The following is a 15882-nucleotide window of genomic DNA, read 5'->3' on the forward strand; positions in this document are numbered from 1 at the left end:
CGGGCCCGCGTGCCCAGCACCGAGGGCCCTTTGCTATTTTGACCGCCCGTGGAACATGAGGTGATGACGTGAGTACGACTGAACAGCACGCCCAGCAGGCCCAGGACATTTCCGACGAGGTCGCCGCGCGGATGGCCGTGGATCCCACCGCCCACGGTGAGGATCCGCGGGCCCTGGCGTTCGCTGCAGCCTATCCCGAGGTGCCGATCCCACCGTCCGGTCCGGTCAATACCGCGCCGATTATGTTAACACCGTCCACTGGGTACGACGCCCTGTGGCGGTCCATTGATCCGGAGCTGCGGTCCCGGGCTAACGACGTGCACTTGCCGATTTCCGCGGCATACGCGGCACGCCTATGCGATGCCTACCCTCAGGCCGATCGCGACCTCGTCCTGGTTGCGATCATCCTCCATGACACCGGATGGGCACACGTGGATCAGTCCCGGCTCATTAGCGAGGGATTCCGCGGAAGCGGTGACTGGCGCAAAGAACTCATCCGGTTCGAGCACGAAGTCCATGGATGCGCCGTGGCCCGCCGCGTCCTGAGCGCCCTGGGATATGACAGGGACTTCATCGCGCGTGTTTGCGAGATCATCGACGGGCACGACACCCGACATGTCGCCTACTCCCTCGAAGATGCCCTCGTGCGAGATGCCGACCGGCTCTGGCGCTTCGACGGCCCAGGCATCGCACTTTCCACGCAATGGACCGGGATGGAGGTAACCGGTTACATGGATCATGTGGAAGCCCTCTATGTCCCCGAGTTGATCACCGAAGCTGCTGTCCAGATCGCCCGAAACGACCTGGCACGCCACCGCGGCCTGCTCCGGACGTCAAGAATCTGAATCCTGCAGCCTCCACCCCACCTCGTCGGTACCCATCTCAGTATCGGCATGGGATCGTGCCCCATTGCCACAGTCACGCGTTTTATCCAGCGGGTACGCGAGACCATAGTGCTGCCCTGACGTATTCGGGACCGGCGTACTCCGCTGGTTATCCGGCTGCGGGGCTGGTCAGAAGCTTTCTACTCCGGGAAAGTCGTTCGCGTAGAGTGCGAAAACTTCGCAGAGGACGCGAATTCCGATGAGAACCTCACGCAAGCCCAGGTCGGGGGCGGTCTGATGCCCACCCGTCCAAAGACAGATCCCCATGGACGACCGAAGGTGTCCCAGGAAAGCGGCAGCGCCGCCTCCATCGCGGGGGATTCGTCCAGACTGGCGTATTCGCATCTGACGTGAACATGTCATGGTCTGATGGGAAAGTACGTTATCCGTTTCCTCGGTGATTGCCGATCAGTGAGCACCTTCTGTGCGAAGCAGCAGGCCAGGGCGCGACGGTGCTCATGGAATCCTCCTGTAGGTCCGTAGCGAGCTTCTGGGTGTGCCCTGAGCCACACAATGTGCTAGCTCCAGTGTGTGGCAGGTGAGGACGACACGTCTAAGGATTGACCTTCGTCAGACCGATCGATCGGCCTCATGGATGATCTGGGTGCCTCAGGATGGCGTTTTGGGCCGTGGAGGGACGAGGAGGATCGGATGCTGCACCATCCCGCTGCTGTGTTCCCCGAGAGGCTGAGTGGTCGGTCACTCCACGCGGCAATGCTTCGGAGTCCGCATGAATGTATGCGCTTCAGTTCCAGCTGAACGAAGCGTTGCACATCGTTGGGTAATCGGCATCGCTCGGCTTCCGAGTGAGGCAGGCAGCTTCATGACATGAGGCCTAGCTGGTTAGTTGTCGGTCGCGCCGACAATCTGCAGAAAGGCCTGGGTGGCGGGGCTGGGATTGAAGTTACTCCACGCGAGATACTCGCTGCGCGTTGGGCCGCCTGCGATCGGAACGCTCACTAGGTCGGGGTGGTGGTCAACGTACTTGGACGGAAGAAGCGTGATTGCAAGATCCTCTTGGACTAGAGCGATGATTAGATCGATGGCAATGGACTCGAAGGCCACGTTGCGGTTGATGCCTATCGCGGTAAATGCTTGATCGCTCTCGATGCGTACTGGTGTCCCGGCCGGGAAATCGGCAAAGACCTCCTCCGCGAGGTCCGCGAGCCGTAACTGCCGACCGCCAGCCAGAGGGTGGGCACTGCTAACGACCGCAACAGACTCATCCGACATGAGGTGGCGCCAGGCGACACCGCGCGGTCGCCGGTGCTGAGGGAGGCCCAACAAGCCAATATCAACGGCGCCGCTTGAGATGGCTGCTTCAAGCTCATGACTCCCGGCGACCTGCAGGGAAATGTGCACTTGAGGGTGAGCTTTGCGGAAGATTTTCAAGGCGGCCGGCATATCGATTGCTGTCACTGTTGGGATGACTCCCACGCTCAAATGGCCCCTGATGTGCCCTGCTGCTGCGGCGGCTTCCACGGCGGCCCGCTCTGCGTGCTCCAGGCTTGAGCGCGCCTCTTCTACGAAGGCTGCTCCCGCGGCGGTGAGTTCAACGCGTCTACTGGTGCGATTGAACAGCGCTACGCCCAACTCCTCTTCGAGCCGTTTGATCTGATGGCTCAGGGCAGATTGCACCACGAAGCACTTGGCGGCGGCGCGTGTGAAGTTGGCTTCCTCCGCCACGGCGACCACATAGCGGAGTTGCTGCAGTTCCATCCATCCATGATCGCCATCGATAGATGAAATGACAACCAGGTGTTGGACGTTCTTATGGGCGTTGTATGAGACTCGATTCACGGCAAGAGCAGAGTGAAACACAGCGAAACATATCGTTTACAAGTTCGTAACGCGAGTGTTTGACGTCGATAGGAGAACGCTTTGATTAGGCATATATTCATGTGGCAGGTTGCCGAATCTGCAAAGAACTCAGAGGTCCTTGATCTGCTTGGTCAGCTCTCGGATCGCCTCACGATGATCAACAGCTGGGAGGTCGGCGGACATCAGGGGGAACCGAATGAGAACGGTGAACCTTGGGATGGGGCCCTGATCACCGACTTCGCCACTTGGGAAGACCTCGAAGCGTACTCCACGGACCCGTTCCACGAGGAGATTGTGGGGCAGTTGCTTCCTATGGTCCGCAGCCGGGCTGTGGTCGACTTTGTCCGAGAAGAGGGCCGGAAGTGACTGCGGACCTGAAGGCCAAGGCAGGGATCCAGGTCGGGAAGAGCCCGTATGGATCGCACGACGAACTCGGTGCCTTGAACGCCCTGGCCGCCACCGAGCAGGCGAAAACGCTCAGCCGTGCCGATTCCTCGAAGGTCTACGACCTAAGTGTCGACTACTTCGTCGGAATGCCCAGCTTTCAGGGAGCCGGTGACCCGTCGTATCAAATCTTTATGAGTCACACCCCCGACGGGACGGTTGTCGACAACCTCAATGGAGTGGGCGCTGAGATCAACCGACATGTCTGCTACTCCGGTGACGTCGTCTTCCTCTACACGCACACCGGCACCCACATCGATGCGCTGAACCACTTCGGTGTCGATGGTGAGATCTACAACGGCTTCACTGCAAAGGACCACCTCGGAAGCAGGGCATGGACCAAGGGCGGAGCCGATGTCATTCCCCCGATCATCGCTCGGACGATCCTGCTGGACATCGCCAAGCTCAAGGGCGTGCAGTGTCTCGACGACTCTTACGCCATCACAGTCGACGATATCCAGAGCGAACTGCAGCGCACCGGCCTGACAATCGAACAAGGCGACGTGGTCTTCGTTCGGACCGGGCGAATGTCCTACTGGCCCGACGGCACGAAGACTCTGGGTAATCCCCCGGGGCTTGGCCTGGATGCCGCTCGGTGGCTCACGGCGCAAGGGATCAGCATCATCGGCGCGGATCAGGAATGCGTCGAGGTTGGTCCCAGTGAGCACGAGGACAACTGGCTTCCTGGACACGGACACTTCCTCACCGAGGCCGGTGTTCCCATGATCGAGCTCCTGAACCTCGAGGAGCTGTCGACCGATGATGTCAGCGAATTATGTGTGATCGCTGCCCCCATCCGGTTAAAGGGCGCCACGGGTGCCCCTATCCGTCCGCTCGCCATGAAGCTGATCTGACCAGCTCCAACGCGACCGGCACAGACAGGTCGTTCGGGCCCGGCCGGGCCCGAACGACCCACCAAGCGGAGGCGGCCTCAGGCGTTCTAGTGGATCCACCAGGTCTGCACACGAACCCTCAAGCCGATGGGGAATCATCTACCAAGAGAACGTGATCTGTCACAGTCGATCGCACGGAGACGCGTTCTCACTTCCTAAGGGGAAGCTATGGATCTCAAAGGCACCAACGACACTATCGAGGTGACCGACGCCCTGTACCGATCAGGTCCTGACGACGATCAAATGGGCAAATGGTCACTAATGATGGCTTTCTGGGCCATCAGCAGCGCAATTTTCATGCTGTACATCGGTGCAGCCATGGCCATGGCTTACGGCACCCGAGATGCGCTCATTGGCATCGCATTGACGATCGTCGTCTACAGTCTGATCAACCGCGTTCTCACTAAATACTCTCTCAACAACCGCGCTACGGTGGTGCGCTTTTCGCGCACCATCTTGGGCAAGTCTGGCACGGTGATCACGAGCATCATCCTGGCGCTGACGGCAATGTATTACTCAGTGTTCGAAGGTGTCATCGTGGTGCACTCCTTCCAGGCTGCCTTCGGTGGGGAAACCTGGTTCTGGAGTCTCTTCGTCGTGGCCTACTCCACACCACTGATCCTCGGCGGCGTGCGGCGTTTCCTGGATAAGTTCAACGGATGGCTAATGCCGCTTTACTTCATCGGGTTGATCGTCGTCGTGGTGTGGGCCGGTGTGCAGTACGGATTCACCGACACCTGGCTGACCCAAGGCCCCGATACTCCCCTACCGCTATCAGGGGGCGGTCCGGGCTGGCTCGCTACGTTCGCCGCATACATGGGCGTTTGGGTGCTGCTCATGTACACCATGGACTACGCGGCACTAGGAAAGCGTAAGGACACCAAGTTCCATGTCCGGGCCACCTTCACTTGGCCGTTCTGGACCATCACCTACGGCCTGAACGCCGTGGTCGGAATTTTCATCACGTTCACGATCCCCGGGGTGGATGCGTCCGAGACCGGCATAGCCGGTGGCCTGGTGGGCATGATGGGAATCCTCGGACTCCTGCTGGTCCTGGTCTTCCAAACCCGCATCAACACCGCCAATTATTACATCGGTGCAGCCAACTTGCAGGAGTTCGGAGAACGCCTGTTCAAAGTCAGGCTCCCGGCCGCTTTCTGGGTGCTGCTCTCGTCAGCAATCATCTTCGCGCTGATGCTTCTGCCCATCGTCGAGTATCTGTTGATCGCTCTCGCCTGGCAGGGCGTTCTGGTCACAGGGTGGATCTCCATCGCCCTCACTCACATCTACATGAACCGGTCACGCAAGCCAGAACACGGCATGCTCCAAGACGAGCACTACCGTCGCTTTAGCACCCCCGGTATGACCGCGTGGATAGTGGCCACCGCAGCGGGGATCATTCTCACCAGCGCGTTCCCCTGGGGAATCACCTGGGGCCCCATCGCCACCGTCGTACTCGCGAGCGGACTGTATGCCGTGCTGAGCGTGACATTGGGGCAGCGCACGGCACTCATCGTGCCCGCTCAGTCAACCCCAAGGTCCGAACTTGCGCAGAACGCGCCTTCCTAAAAGAACCGCTCTCCCCGACGCGCAGACTGGCGCGTATATCCCCCCCTATCCCCATTAGGAGACATCAATGAAACTCGGCGTTTTTCTTCCAAATGGTCAGAATGGCTATCTTCTGTCGAACGCGGCCCCCCAGTTCGAACCTTCATTCCAGTACATGCTGGACATCACCCAAGAGGCCGAAGGGATGGGCCTGGACTTCATTCTTTCGATGATCAAGTACCGGGGATTTGGGGGATCAACCGGTTATTGGGATGGGTGCCTCGATTCAATCAACTTGGCCTCAGGCCTAGCGGCTAGGACCAGCGAGATTGAACTGTTCGCCACGGTCCCGGTGCTCGGTCTCCACCCGGCCATTGCGGCCCGCCAGATCGCCACGTTCAATGACATCGCCAAGGGCCGCGCCGGAGTGAACCTGGTTACCGGGTGGAACGCTCCGGAATACGAGCCGATGGGCATGTGGCCCGGAGAGGACTACTACGACCGCCGGTACGACTACGCTGCCGAGTACGTCGAAATCATGCGCGCCTTGTGGCGCGATGGCCGAGTCACCTACAAGGGCGAGTTCTTCCAGCTCGACGACGCAACTATGTTTCCGACCCCGGGCCGCTACATTCCCATCGTCACAGCAGGGCAATCTCCACGGGGGCAGAAGTACACCGCGGAGTACTCGGACTACAACTTCGTGTTCGCCGACCGAGAGCTGCTCCCGCAAATCGTGAAGCCCGTCCAGGACATGGCTAAGGAGGCCGGGCGCAAGGTCGGAACGTTGCCGCTGTACCAAATTATTGCAGCTGAAACCGACGAGAAGGCCCAGGCCCGAGTGGATGAACTTGTTGAGAACGCTGACCATGAAGCCATCAAGAACGTCATGGGCAGCGCCGCGATGGACCCGCAGACCGGTGGAACGAGCAAGCACTTCCTTGATGGCCTGACAGCGGACCCGGAAGTCGGTAACGCGACATTTATGAGCTTCCCGGTACTGCACGGCTCCTACGAGACCGTGGCGGAGAAGATCATCTCGGTCGATCGCGACTTCAAAATTCCGGGCATGCTCATGACTTTCGTCGATTGGGTGCCTGACCTTAAGGCCTTCGGCGAGAAGATCTTGCCCTTGGTCCGCGAAAAGACCAGCGTGCTTCAGCCCGCCTAGGTCCACCTCTTGCCAGGCGGCCTGAGCATGGCACCACGCAATTCAGGCCGCCTGGAAGCCTCGCCACTCCTAACCGGAAGTCAGCGTCTTTGTTCCCTATCGGGGCAATAGAACAGCAGCTCGTCACCCCCGCCGCATCTGAGGGGAAACGGCCGGACTTACTCCCAACTCGCCTTTCCACAAAAGAAATGGAGTCATCATGGCTGTGAAGATCCTCTTGACCGGAGGGGCCGGATTCGTCGGGCGGGCCGTAGCCCGAAAGTTGCGAAGCGACGGTCTGGAGTACGTGGCTATAGATCAGAACGCCGGAACAATAGACGGTCACGATGTCGTGGACTGTGATGTGCGTGATACCCATCGGCTGCATGATCTCGCAGCACGACATGGGTTCGATGCGATCGCCCACTGCGCCGGTTACTCCGGTCCGATGCTGGGTCAGGACAATCCGGCGGCCGTCATCGCCGCCAATGTGGGTGGAACCGCGAACCTTCTCGAGGTCGCACGGGTTCACTCCATCGACCGGTTTGTTTTCTGCTCCTCGGTCAGTGCTGTAGGCCCCACCTCAGCACCAACCACAGAAGAGGTGGTTCCGCACCCCACGACCGTCTATGGGGCGACGAAGGCGGCCAGTGAAGACCTCATTGTCGCTTACGGGTGTACCTACGGGATCACGACGGTGAATCTGCGTCTTGCCGCGGTGTGGGGACCGGGACGAAACACCGTCTGCGCTCTTGGCACCATGATCAACGACGCGATGGAGGGCAAGGAAACCGTGTTCGAAAGGGGAAGCGACTTCCCCACTCAGTACCTTCACATCGAGGATGCTGCCCAGGCGATTGTTCTTGCTCTGAACGCCACCGGTCCCGTCCAAAGCACCTACAACATCAACGGTGGCGAGTACATGACCTTTTCGGCTGTGGCAGAGCAGGTCCGGTCCATATTGCCGGAAGCCAAGATCTCCATTGGCCCGGGAAGTGATCCTCTCTATGACTGGCAAGAACCGTTCAAGATCAGCGCGGCCCGACGGGATCTCGACTTCGAACCGCAGGTCTCACTAAAGGCAGGCATCAAAGCCTTTGCTGACGCCATCACCAACCACACCGAACGAGACGTCCCCGCCTTCGAACCCACATCCTGACCTGTTGTCGGTCGAGTTCTGTTCAACCGGCTGGACTCACGTACCCGCAGTCAACGCAGGGACACCATGACAGAAAGAAAGCACTTCTGATGACCGCCCTGAACCTCGTCTCGCTGTCCGCCAGCCCGCACGAGCCCTCCAAGACCACGGCCCTGCTCGATGCCATCGTGCAGGAGTTGGCCATTCACCTGGAGTTCTCCGAGCGTCGCGTACTCATGAGCGAGATCGGTGCTGAACTCGGATGCGCGCTCTCCAGGAAAGGAGTTGGAGAGAACGCCGCCAGAGCACTCGAGGCCGTGGAGAACGCCGATCTGATCGTTGTTAGCACCCCCACCTACAGGGCTGCCTACCCCGGCCTCTTCAAGCACTTTTTCGATTTCGTGCCCCAGGACGCATTGACGGGTACCCCAGTGTTCCTCTCCGCCATCGGCGGCAATATCTCCCACTCGCTGACTATCGATCACCAGCTACGGCCCCTCTTCTCCTTCTTCCAGGCGATTGCACTTCCTACAGGCGTGTTCGCCGAGAACGCCGACTTTGACGGGTACACCGCCCGCGAAGGCCTGCTGAGCACAATCAGCCACGCCGTGGGTCAGTCCCTGCACATCATCAACGCCACCACGGAGAAAGCAATCCCCTGAGCATCCAGCGCCGGGCACGGACCCACGTCAGATTGGAACAGGTTTCAGATGGGGATTGAAGGCAAAACCCGGAGGAAGGAAACACATCATGTCGGTAACAAGGCAACGCATGGCAGTAACCACGGAGGGCGCCACCAAGGTGAACGACTTCCACGATGACGAAGCGCTGGTGCGCAGGACCTTTGCGCAGTTCCCATCCGGGGTGTCAGTCCTATCAGTCGACTACGCCGGTGAGAAGCACGCCCTGGTGGTCTCATCCTTCATGGTCGGTGTCTCCCTCAACCCGTGCCTGGTGGCCGTGGCCGTGCAGAAGAACTCTCAGTCCTGGCCCATCGTCCGCCGAGCCGAAACCATCGGCGTGTCCATCTTCGCCACTGGGCAGGGCCCGCTTACCCGCCAGCTTGCCGGCAAGGACCGGGCTAAGCGTTTCGAGCGGGTAGCCGTTGAAGTGAACCAATCTGGTGCCGTCTACATTGAAGACGCTGCAATGTGGCTTGAAACCCGCCTCTTCAGTGAAACCGACGCTGGCGACCACTGGATGATCCTCCTTCATGTCACCCGAATGGGCGTGGACGAGAATACCGACCCCCTGCTCTGGCACGGCTCGCGGTTTCGCGAGTTCGCGACCGAGACGTCGTTCGACCTGGAATAAACCGTCCACGCCCCAGCTCCAAGAACGTGCAGGCTCTACTCCTTCACGCCTTCGGGAAGGCATGACGATCATCCGTCACTATCAGCGACGAACAACAGCAGTGAACATTCCTAACTGCATCGACTCTCCGGTGCCACACATGCATTCGGGCGAACTGCGCCAGGACCTCCTTCCGCGGCGCGCCCGTCGTGGGACCCCCGGTACGGCGCTCATCAACCGGGTCACGCGCATGGGTCAAATGGCGCGGTTCGTGAATTCCTGGGTCCAGGAGATCCCTAGATCCGCTCTGGATTGAACGGTCCTCGTGGAAGCACCCCGGTTGTCCTCGCGGCGACCAGTACGAGCAAACACAGAAGACATTAGACGCAACTTATTTCATTACAGGGAATGCCCCGAAAGAACATAGGAACCCTATGCGCATCGCACTAGCTCAGATACTATCCACCGCGGACCCCCAGCAGAACCTCATGCAGGTTCAGGCCAAAGCTGCTGCAGCCGCCGCCGAAGGCGCTCAGTTAGTAGTCTTCCCCGAAGCCACAATGTGCAGATTCGGAGTCCGCCTGGATACCATTGCCGAGATGACAGACGGGCCGTGGGCTACAGCAGTCAAGCAAATCGCCCGGGCCCACAACATCACCATCATTGCTGGCATGTTTACCCCTGCCGCCGACGGACGCGTCAACAACACTCTCTTGGCCACCGGCCCTAGTGGAGACGCTACCTACGACAAGATCCACCTCTATGACGCCTTTGACTACTTCGAGTCATACAAGGTCAATCCAGGCATAGAACCCACGGTGGTTCACATTAACGGCGTGGCCGTAGGTTTGGCGACCTGTTACGATATTAGGTTTCCCACGCTGTTCCAGGAGTTGGCGCTACGCGGGGCGGAGCTCATCGTTGTCAGCGCTTCGTGGGCGTCGGGTCCGGGCAAGCAAGAGCAATGGGAGATCCTCGCACAAGCGCGAGCCCTTGACTCCGCTACCTTCATCGCTGCCTGCGACCAGGCTGATCCTGCCACGGTGGGCATGGTCTCTGACGGTACCCCCAATGGCGTCGGCGCCAGTCTCGTCGTCGGGCCACTCGGGACCACCGTCGCATCCCTGGACGGGGCACCCGGTCTGCTGATCACCGACATCGACCTAGATGAAGTCCCCGTAGCGCGAAACGCAACAGGTGTACTCGTCAATCGCCGAGACTTCGCTCTCGCCCCGTATTGAAGAGCCAGGGGCCGCGCCTCGCAAGTCTCCGGCTCGGGGGTTGACACGGCGCCCCCTGCGAAGGAAACCACTGTCGACGAAGTCCTTATGCCGACGAAAGAGAACCCATCCTCTCGGTGCGACATCAGAGAGTCTCCCTGATCTGTACGAGAGCGTCACTGTATGCCACCGACTTCCCCTCACATCTGTATAGGAGCAATCATGCGGGTCTTTGAAGGGATTGTGGAGCACGGTGATGCCGTGGGACGTGAACTCGGCTTTCCGACAGCTAACCTGCCCATCGACGACCACTCCCTTGAGGACGGTGTCTGGGTAGGCCTGGTCCAGTGCAGGGAGAAGCGATGGCGTCCCGCTACGGTTTCTATCGGTCGAAGGAGCACGTTTTATTCCGAAGGCGGGCCACGACTGCTGGAGACTCATATTCTTGACTTCGACGGCCACCTGTACGGACTACCGATGCGAGTCCGCCTTGTCGCCAAGATCAGAACGCAGGCGAGCTTCTCCACGCTTGAGTCACTGATCGATCAGATGCACCGGGATGTAGAACTCACTCGACGATGGTTTGATGCACCACTCCCGTGCGGAAACACCGTGCGGTGGATAACGAGGCCGGTGGAGTTGGTATGAGCAGGCACACCGTTCCGGTCTGGGCGCTGCGACGAGTCAGCGCCGTCGTAGTCAAATACCCGCAGCCGACTGGCCGATCCAATGCTCGGACTTTGGACATTGCGCGTCGAACGGGACTGAGCAAGCGGTTGGTCCGTCAATGCCTTGCCGTACTCTCCAACCGGAGTTAGCGGCAGTTCTGCCTAGCGTCCCTCCGCTCGTACTCCGAGACCACATACACTCCCCTGGTCCCGAGGGAGGGGCGGAATGTGCGCCTGGCGTCTCGGCCCTCGCCGGCTGACCGGGCCCGGCCACAAACGGTGAACTCACCGCCTGACTTCGCGAATCATTTGGATAGAAAAAACACTGAGAGGACACGAGAACGCGATGAACTGCGTCGCCGCGACTGACGGCTCAGAGGAAACCATCGTCTACGACGTCAATGGGAACTACATCGGCACGGTCGGAGAGATCTACGGCCCCCGTACCGACAAGTTCGCGTCCCTGGCCGCGCAAAACAGCCGATTCGAAATCGTTTAGCGCTTTCCAATGCTGAAGCAGAAGCGCGAGGGATGAAGTCCCAAAACGTCACCACACCGCCGGAATTGAACGAAGAGAGGAGTGAACCATCACCATCCTGAACGAGACCTACACCCTGTCGAATGGCGTCGAGATTCCCAAGCTGGGGCTCGGCACGTGGTTTATCAACGACGACAGAGCCGCCGACGCGGTTCGCGCGGCCGTTGAGATCGGCTACCGCAACATCGACACTGCCCAGGCCTACGGCAACGAACGCGGTGTCGGCGAGGGGGCGCGCACCGCCAGCATCGCCCGTGACGAGTTGTTCGTGTCGACCAAACTGGCCGCCGAGATCAAGGACTACGACGACGCGGTCACCGCGATTGACGATTCCCTGGCGAAGATGGGCTTGGAGTACGTCGACCTGATGCTGATCCACTCGCCACAACCGTGGGATGACTTCCGCGGGGGCGACTACGCCGAAGGCAACCGTGAAGCTTGGCGCGCCCTGGAGGCCGCGCACCAGGCAGGGAAAATCCGCGCGATCGGAGTGTCGAACTTTCAGCAGCACGACCTGGAGAACATCCTGCAGGGCGCGACCGTGATTCCGCACGTGAACCAGCTGCTCGTCCACGCCGGCAACACTCCGACAGAACTCGTGGACTACTGCGGCGGCAAGGGCATCCTCGTCGAGGCGTACTCGCCGATCGCCCACGGTGCCATCCTGCAGAACTCCGACGTCCGGGCGATGGCGGAGAAGTACGGCGTCACGGTGCCGCAGCTGAGCATCCGCTACACCCTGCAGCTGGGCACCGTGTCGCTGCCGAAGACCGCGAATCCTACGCACATGCGCTCGAACGCCCAGCTTGACTTCGCGATCTCCGCCGACGACATGGACACCCTGCGGAACTTGCAGGTGCGGGACTACGGCGAGCACAGCGTCTTCCCCGTCTACAGCGGAAAGTGATGCGAGAGAAGAATCGACTCATGAGTGCTTGGACGCCCGAGCAGATCGCCGCGATCACCTCGATCGATGACTTTCACATCTCCCGGTACCGCCTGACGGCACGACACCCGGTACGCCGAACTAGATCTGGTCCGCCGTCGTCGACGGCAACGTCTATGTCCGCGCCTACAACGGCACCGCCTCCCGATGGCACCGGTCCGCCATGATCCAAAGAGCCAGTGAAGAAGCTGATGCCCCGGTGCCACACAGACTCGAGTGGCCGGCCGGCTGGGCTCAAGGCGCATCAACGAGAGGGTCACGCCGACTGGTGTACCCGGTGCAGACGTCCCGGCCGGCGTAGTGGGCCCGTTCCGTGGGGTGCAGGGGGCGTTGGTGGAAGTCGCCGTCGGCGTACCAGCGCGTCCAGGGTATATGCCCGTCCTCCATGGTGACGACCTCGGTGACCACCATGGCCCGGTCCTTGGAGTGCACCGCGCCCAAGGTGCAGGGAGGCCTTTCGAGCGGGGTGAGTTCCGGGTCAGCCTACCGGTGAACGTCACGGTGTTCCTGCCTGCGGCGGCCTCAGCGTCCTTGCGGTCAAGCGCTCACGCTAGAGATGTATTTCTTGGGCGGGCAGCGAGTGAGATCGATTCTGCGCCAACACGTCACCCCGCAACCGGCTCATCGAAGTTTTCATCGTCCGTTTCCGCCCCTCGCGCGGCGTCCCAGTTCCTTAGAACTGGAACACTCCCCCAGGCAATGTCCGGGCGTGGCATTCGGAGCAATGGCGTTGGCCGCACCCCTATCCACGGGGCGGTGTCCATACGGGCCCGTAAGCCTGATTACGCCAGGTAGAGACTGAACTCTGAACGCTTGGCTCTGTGCCGGAGGTCCTCGACAGAAGACCGCCGCACGGGCGCTACACGAACCGGCGGCGCTACCTCCCACGTCAGGACCTGGGCGTCCGGTCAGGAGGGACTCTTGGTGGCCTCGACGGCCCGCTGGCCCTTCCACAGTCCGAGCTCGTAGGCGGTGAAGGCGATCAGGGTCATCGCGATCAGTGGAAGGACGAACCATGCCAGCACGGCGGTGAATCCTTCCAGCGCATCATGCTCGGTGGCGGCAAGAACAAGGTACCCGGTGTACGCCAGGTACAGGGCCACGAACAGGGCCCCTTCCCACCGGGCCACGGTGAAGCCGGTGAAGGCCACGGGCAGCAGGGCGACCGCAGCGGCCAACATCACTGGGATGTCAAAGGCCACCGCGGCGCTAGAGACGGGGATGCCCTCCCAGGAGATCAGCGCGGGCAGTCCAAGCACGACCCCGATATTGAAGATGTTGCTGCCGACCACGTTGCCCACCGCCAGGTCACGTTCGCCCCGGCGCACCGCGATGATGGAGGTCGCCAGCTCGGGCAGAGACGTGCCGATGGCCACGACGGTCAACCCGACCACCAGACTGCTCACACCCAGGGTGGTGGCGATGCTCACCGCTCCCTCGACAAGCAGCGTGGCACCGCCCACCAGCAGACCAACCCCGAACACCACCAGCAGAAGTGATCTGCCGGGCGAGAGCGGGCGCGGTTCCTCGGCCGTTCCGGTGGCCGCCGGAGAGGACGGGTCCTCGGCCGGGATCACACCACGGGCACCGGGACGTGTCCCGCGCCGGCCGATGACGACACTCAGCACGGTATGCGCGACCACCCCGACGAAAAGGATCAACCCGTCGATCGCGCTGATCTCCCCGTCCAGAGACATCAGCAACAGCCCCACCGACATGGCCACCATCAGGGGCAGATCGAATCGCACCAACCGCTGCGTCGCGGCCAGGGGCAGGATCAAGGCGGAGAGACCGAGAATAAGCAGGACATTGGCGATGTTGCTGCCGACAACGTTGCCCACCGCCAGGCCGGGCTCGTCACGCAGGACCGCGCCGATGGTCACCGACAGCTCCGGAGCCGACGTGGCAGCTGACACCACGGTGAGCCCGACCACCAGGGACGAGATCCCCGCCCAACGAGCCAGGGCTGAGGCCCCTCGCACCAGGAACTCCCCGCCCAGTACAAGCAGCACTAACCCGGCAATGATCCGCCCCACGTCCAGAAGATCCATAGCCAGGAGTGTACGGATCACAGCCAGAGTCTCGAGACTATCGTCAGGACGATTCGTGGGGTGCTGGCGGCGCTGGTACCTCGTGGTCTGGGGCGAGGGCCGGTTGCAGACATTGACGGACACGAATGGGCCCACGCCGACATGTAGCCCTGCCAGCACCCCACCATTTATCTCCGCGGTGCACAGTCAACGTTCCCAGCCAGGCAACCGGTCCCGGCCGAACGGCAGAGCCTCTCCTGGAACCAACGATGGTTGAGGCAGGGGTCTGGTGAATTTTGCAGTTCACTTCTGAACTCGACAAGTGACCAAACAGGTACACCCGCTCCGCAGCTGTGTCCGATGACATGGTGTGCCGCGGACACATGTGTCCAGTGGGCGTCTCGTTGGACACCTTGTTCGTGACCGTTGGTGACCAAGGTCCCGGAGAATTGATGAAGACATCCGCGGTGGGACGGTGAGGCGCAGGCGGTCCTTAGTCGAGAAGCATCGGAACGAGCGAAATTGCGAATCCGACGAGGCCAATGACGAGGAAGCTGATGCCCAGGGCGCGACAGGTACCGGTGGCCTGCCGGTGAGGGTCCAAGCGCATCTGAGAGGGGTTCTCGGAGTCGATGTAACCCGTGCAGACGTCTCTGCCGGCGTAGTGGGCCCGTTCAGTTGGATGCAGGGGCTGTTCGTGGAAGTCGTCCCCGGCGGACCAGTGTGCCAGCGGTTCGTGGGGCCCGCGCACGATCACGACCTCAATGGGGACCAGGGCGGGTTCGGCCGAGCGCAGGGCCAGACCGATCGGGAACAGCGGCAGACCCAGACCCAAACCGATCCAGGACAGCAGCGCCCCGGCGATGCCGGCGCCTTCCAGACCGGTCACCGGTGACCGCCGCACGGCTGACCGGGAGCACCGGGGTCGCGGGAACTAGGCGGTGGCACGGCTGTCGTCGCGGATCTGGCCGACCAGTTCCTCGAGCATGTCCTCGAGGGTGACGATCCCGTAGGGATGGCCTGTTTCGTCGACGGCCAGGGCCAGGTGCGCCCCGTCCCGCTGCATCTGGCGCAACGAGGTCTACAGGTGCTCGGCGACGTGCACCCGCGGCAGGTCCCGGACCAGCCGCTCCGGCAGCGGCGCGTTCCGTTCGACCGCATCCAGGCTGAGCAGGTCCTTGACGTGGACGTACCCGCGCAGCTCGCCGTCCTCGGACTGGACCGGGAACCGGGAGTACCCGTTGGCGGCCACCTTCTCGATCTGTTCCGGGGTGCACCCGGCCGGGAGCGTGGTGACCTCGTGCAGGGG

18 protein-coding genes and 1 pseudogene are annotated in these 15882 nt (G+C 61.3%); 13 read left to right on the forward strand and 6 right to left on the reverse strand.

All coding sequences use genetic code 11. From position 1 onward, the window contains the following. Window positions 1-68: 68 nt before the first annotated feature. Entirely contained in the window at window positions 69-845 is a 777-nt protein-coding gene (locus Q0283_RS12480; protein ID WP_366134464.1) for an HD domain-containing protein, read from the forward strand. Window positions 846-1727: 882 nt separating this feature from the next. Here the strand turns inward: Q0283_RS12480 and Q0283_RS12485 are convergent. Further along, complete coding sequence (locus tag Q0283_RS12485; RefSeq protein ID WP_298044926.1) at window positions 1728-2603, reverse strand: LysR family transcriptional regulator; 876 nt, start codon at window positions 2601-2603, stop codon at window positions 1728-1730. 162 nt (window positions 2604-2765) lie between these two features. On the opposite strand from Q0283_RS12485, the gene Q0283_RS12490 reads away from it, so the two are divergent. The 12 genes from Q0283_RS12490 to Q0283_RS17645 all read left to right on the forward strand — a co-directional run bounded on the left by Q0283_RS12490 (window position 2766) and on the right by Q0283_RS17645 (window position 12844). Then, complete coding sequence (locus tag Q0283_RS12490) at window positions 2766-3071, forward strand: Dabb family protein (protein ID WP_298044928.1); 306 nt, start codon at window positions 2766-2768, stop codon at window positions 3069-3071. Next, on the forward strand, window positions 3068-4003 hold the full coding sequence (locus Q0283_RS12495; protein WP_298044930.1) for a cyclase family protein: 936 nt from the start codon (window positions 3068-3070) through the stop codon (window positions 4001-4003). The genes Q0283_RS12490 and Q0283_RS12495 overlap by 4 nt, the downstream gene beginning before the upstream one ends. Before the next feature lie 207 nt (window positions 4004-4210). Continuing rightward, on the forward strand, window positions 4211-5611 hold the full coding sequence (locus Q0283_RS12500; protein ID WP_298044932.1) for a cytosine permease: 1401 nt from the start codon (window positions 4211-4213) through the stop codon (window positions 5609-5611). 67 nt (window positions 5612-5678) lie between these two features. Further along, on the forward strand, window positions 5679-6761 hold the full coding sequence (locus tag Q0283_RS12505; protein ID WP_298044934.1) for an LLM class flavin-dependent oxidoreductase: 1083 nt from the start codon (window positions 5679-5681) through the stop codon (window positions 6759-6761). Between the two features lie 199 nt (window positions 6762-6960). Next, complete coding sequence (locus Q0283_RS12510; RefSeq protein WP_298044936.1) at window positions 6961-7899, forward strand: NAD(P)-dependent oxidoreductase; 939 nt, start codon at window positions 6961-6963, stop codon at window positions 7897-7899. Between the two features lie 89 nt (window positions 7900-7988). Continuing rightward, the gene (locus Q0283_RS12515; RefSeq protein ID WP_298044937.1) at window positions 7989-8540 is read left to right on the forward strand and encodes an NAD(P)H-dependent oxidoreductase; all 552 of its coding nucleotides are present in this window, start codon (window positions 7989-7991) and stop codon (window positions 8538-8540) included. Between the two features lie 109 nt (window positions 8541-8649). Then, on the forward strand, window positions 8650-9192 hold the full coding sequence (locus Q0283_RS12520) for a flavin reductase family protein (protein ID WP_298044938.1): 543 nt from the start codon (window positions 8650-8652) through the stop codon (window positions 9190-9192). Between the two features lie 413 nt (window positions 9193-9605). Continuing rightward, a complete protein-coding gene (locus Q0283_RS12525) occupies window positions 9606-10412 on the forward strand; it encodes a carbon-nitrogen hydrolase family protein (RefSeq protein ID WP_298044939.1) in 807 nt (268 codons plus the stop codon). Between the two features lie 201 nt (window positions 10413-10613). Beyond that, a complete protein-coding gene (locus Q0283_RS17640) occupies window positions 10614-11039 on the forward strand; it encodes a riboflavin kinase (protein WP_366134469.1) in 426 nt (141 codons plus the stop codon). 366 nt (window positions 11040-11405) lie between these two features. Further along, the gene (locus Q0283_RS12530; RefSeq protein ID WP_298044941.1) at window positions 11406-11558 is read left to right on the forward strand and encodes a hypothetical protein; all 153 of its coding nucleotides are present in this window, start codon (window positions 11406-11408) and stop codon (window positions 11556-11558) included. A gap of 142 nt (window positions 11559-11700) precedes the next feature. Next, window positions 11701-12504 carry an aldo/keto reductase gene (locus Q0283_RS12535; RefSeq protein ID WP_298044963.1) on the forward strand — a complete coding sequence of 268 codons (804 nt, stop codon included), beginning with the start codon at window positions 11701-11703 and terminating at the stop codon, window positions 12502-12504. A 124-nt stretch (window positions 12505-12628) separates the two neighbouring features. After that, window positions 12629-12844, forward strand: a complete 216-nt coding sequence (locus Q0283_RS17645; protein WP_366134476.1) for a DUF2255 family protein — start codon at window positions 12629-12631, stop codon at window positions 12842-12844. On the opposite strand, the gene Q0283_RS12540 is transcribed toward Q0283_RS17645, so the two are convergent. From Q0283_RS12540 to Q0283_RS12560, 5 genes and pseudogenes are all read right to left on the reverse strand, one after another. Next, a complete protein-coding gene (locus Q0283_RS12540) occupies window positions 12778-12975 on the reverse strand; it encodes a hypothetical protein (protein ID WP_298044942.1) in 198 nt (65 codons plus the stop codon). The genes Q0283_RS17645 and Q0283_RS12540 overlap by 67 nt on opposite strands. Before the next feature lie 476 nt (window positions 12976-13451). Then, window positions 13452-14594, reverse strand: coding sequence for a calcium/sodium antiporter (locus Q0283_RS12545; RefSeq protein WP_298044944.1), 1143 nt, complete (start codon window positions 14592-14594; stop codon window positions 13452-13454). 472 nt (window positions 14595-15066) lie between these two features. Continuing rightward, on the reverse strand, window positions 15067-15462 hold the full coding sequence (locus Q0283_RS12550) for a hypothetical protein (RefSeq protein WP_298044946.1): 396 nt from the start codon (window positions 15460-15462) through the stop codon (window positions 15067-15069). A gap of 45 nt (window positions 15463-15507) precedes the next feature. Then, entirely contained in the window at window positions 15508-15648 is a 141-nt protein-coding gene (locus Q0283_RS12555; protein ID WP_298044948.1) for a hypothetical protein, read from the reverse strand. 6 nt (window positions 15649-15654) lie between these two features. Further along, window positions 15655-15882, reverse strand: a pseudogene (locus tag Q0283_RS12560) (CBS domain-containing protein); the annotation flags it as partial.

The sequence above is a fragment of the uncultured Citricoccus sp. genome (assembly GCF_937871995.1).
In the GTDB taxonomy this organism is placed as follows: domain Bacteria; phylum Actinomycetota; class Actinomycetes; order Actinomycetales; family Micrococcaceae; genus Citricoccus.

What these genes read in the sequence shown, in the direction of transcription:
- Q0283_RS12530 (WP_298044941.1), top strand. Translation starts at nt 11,406, where the DNA reads ATGAACTGCGTCGCCGCGACTGACGGCTCAGAGGAAACCATCGTCTAC.
- Q0283_RS12500 (WP_298044932.1), top strand. Translation starts at nt 4,211, where the DNA reads ATGGATCTCAAAGGCACCAACGACACTATCGAGGTGACCGACGCCCTG.
- Q0283_RS12525 (WP_298044939.1), top strand. Translation starts at nt 9,606, where the DNA reads ATGCGCATCGCACTAGCTCAGATACTATCCACCGCGGACCCCCAGCAG.
- Q0283_RS12510 (WP_298044936.1), top strand. Translation starts at nt 6,961, where the DNA reads ATGGCTGTGAAGATCCTCTTGACCGGAGGGGCCGGATTCGTCGGGCGG.
- Q0283_RS12485 (WP_298044926.1), bottom strand. Translation starts at nt 2,603, where the DNA reads ATGGAACTGCAGCAACTCCGCTATGTGGTCGCCGTGGCGGAGGAAGCC.
- Q0283_RS12545 (WP_298044944.1), bottom strand. Translation starts at nt 14,594, where the DNA reads ATGGATCTTCTGGACGTGGGGCGGATCATTGCCGGGTTAGTGCTGCTT.
- Q0283_RS12505 (WP_298044934.1), top strand. Translation starts at nt 5,679, where the DNA reads ATGAAACTCGGCGTTTTTCTTCCAAATGGTCAGAATGGCTATCTTCTG.
- Q0283_RS17640 (WP_366134469.1), top strand. Translation starts at nt 10,614, where the DNA reads ATGCGGGTCTTTGAAGGGATTGTGGAGCACGGTGATGCCGTGGGACGT.
- Q0283_RS12515 (WP_298044937.1), top strand. Translation starts at nt 7,989, where the DNA reads ATGACCGCCCTGAACCTCGTCTCGCTGTCCGCCAGCCCGCACGAGCCC.
- Q0283_RS12520 (WP_298044938.1), top strand. Translation starts at nt 8,650, where the DNA reads ATGGCAGTAACCACGGAGGGCGCCACCAAGGTGAACGACTTCCACGAT.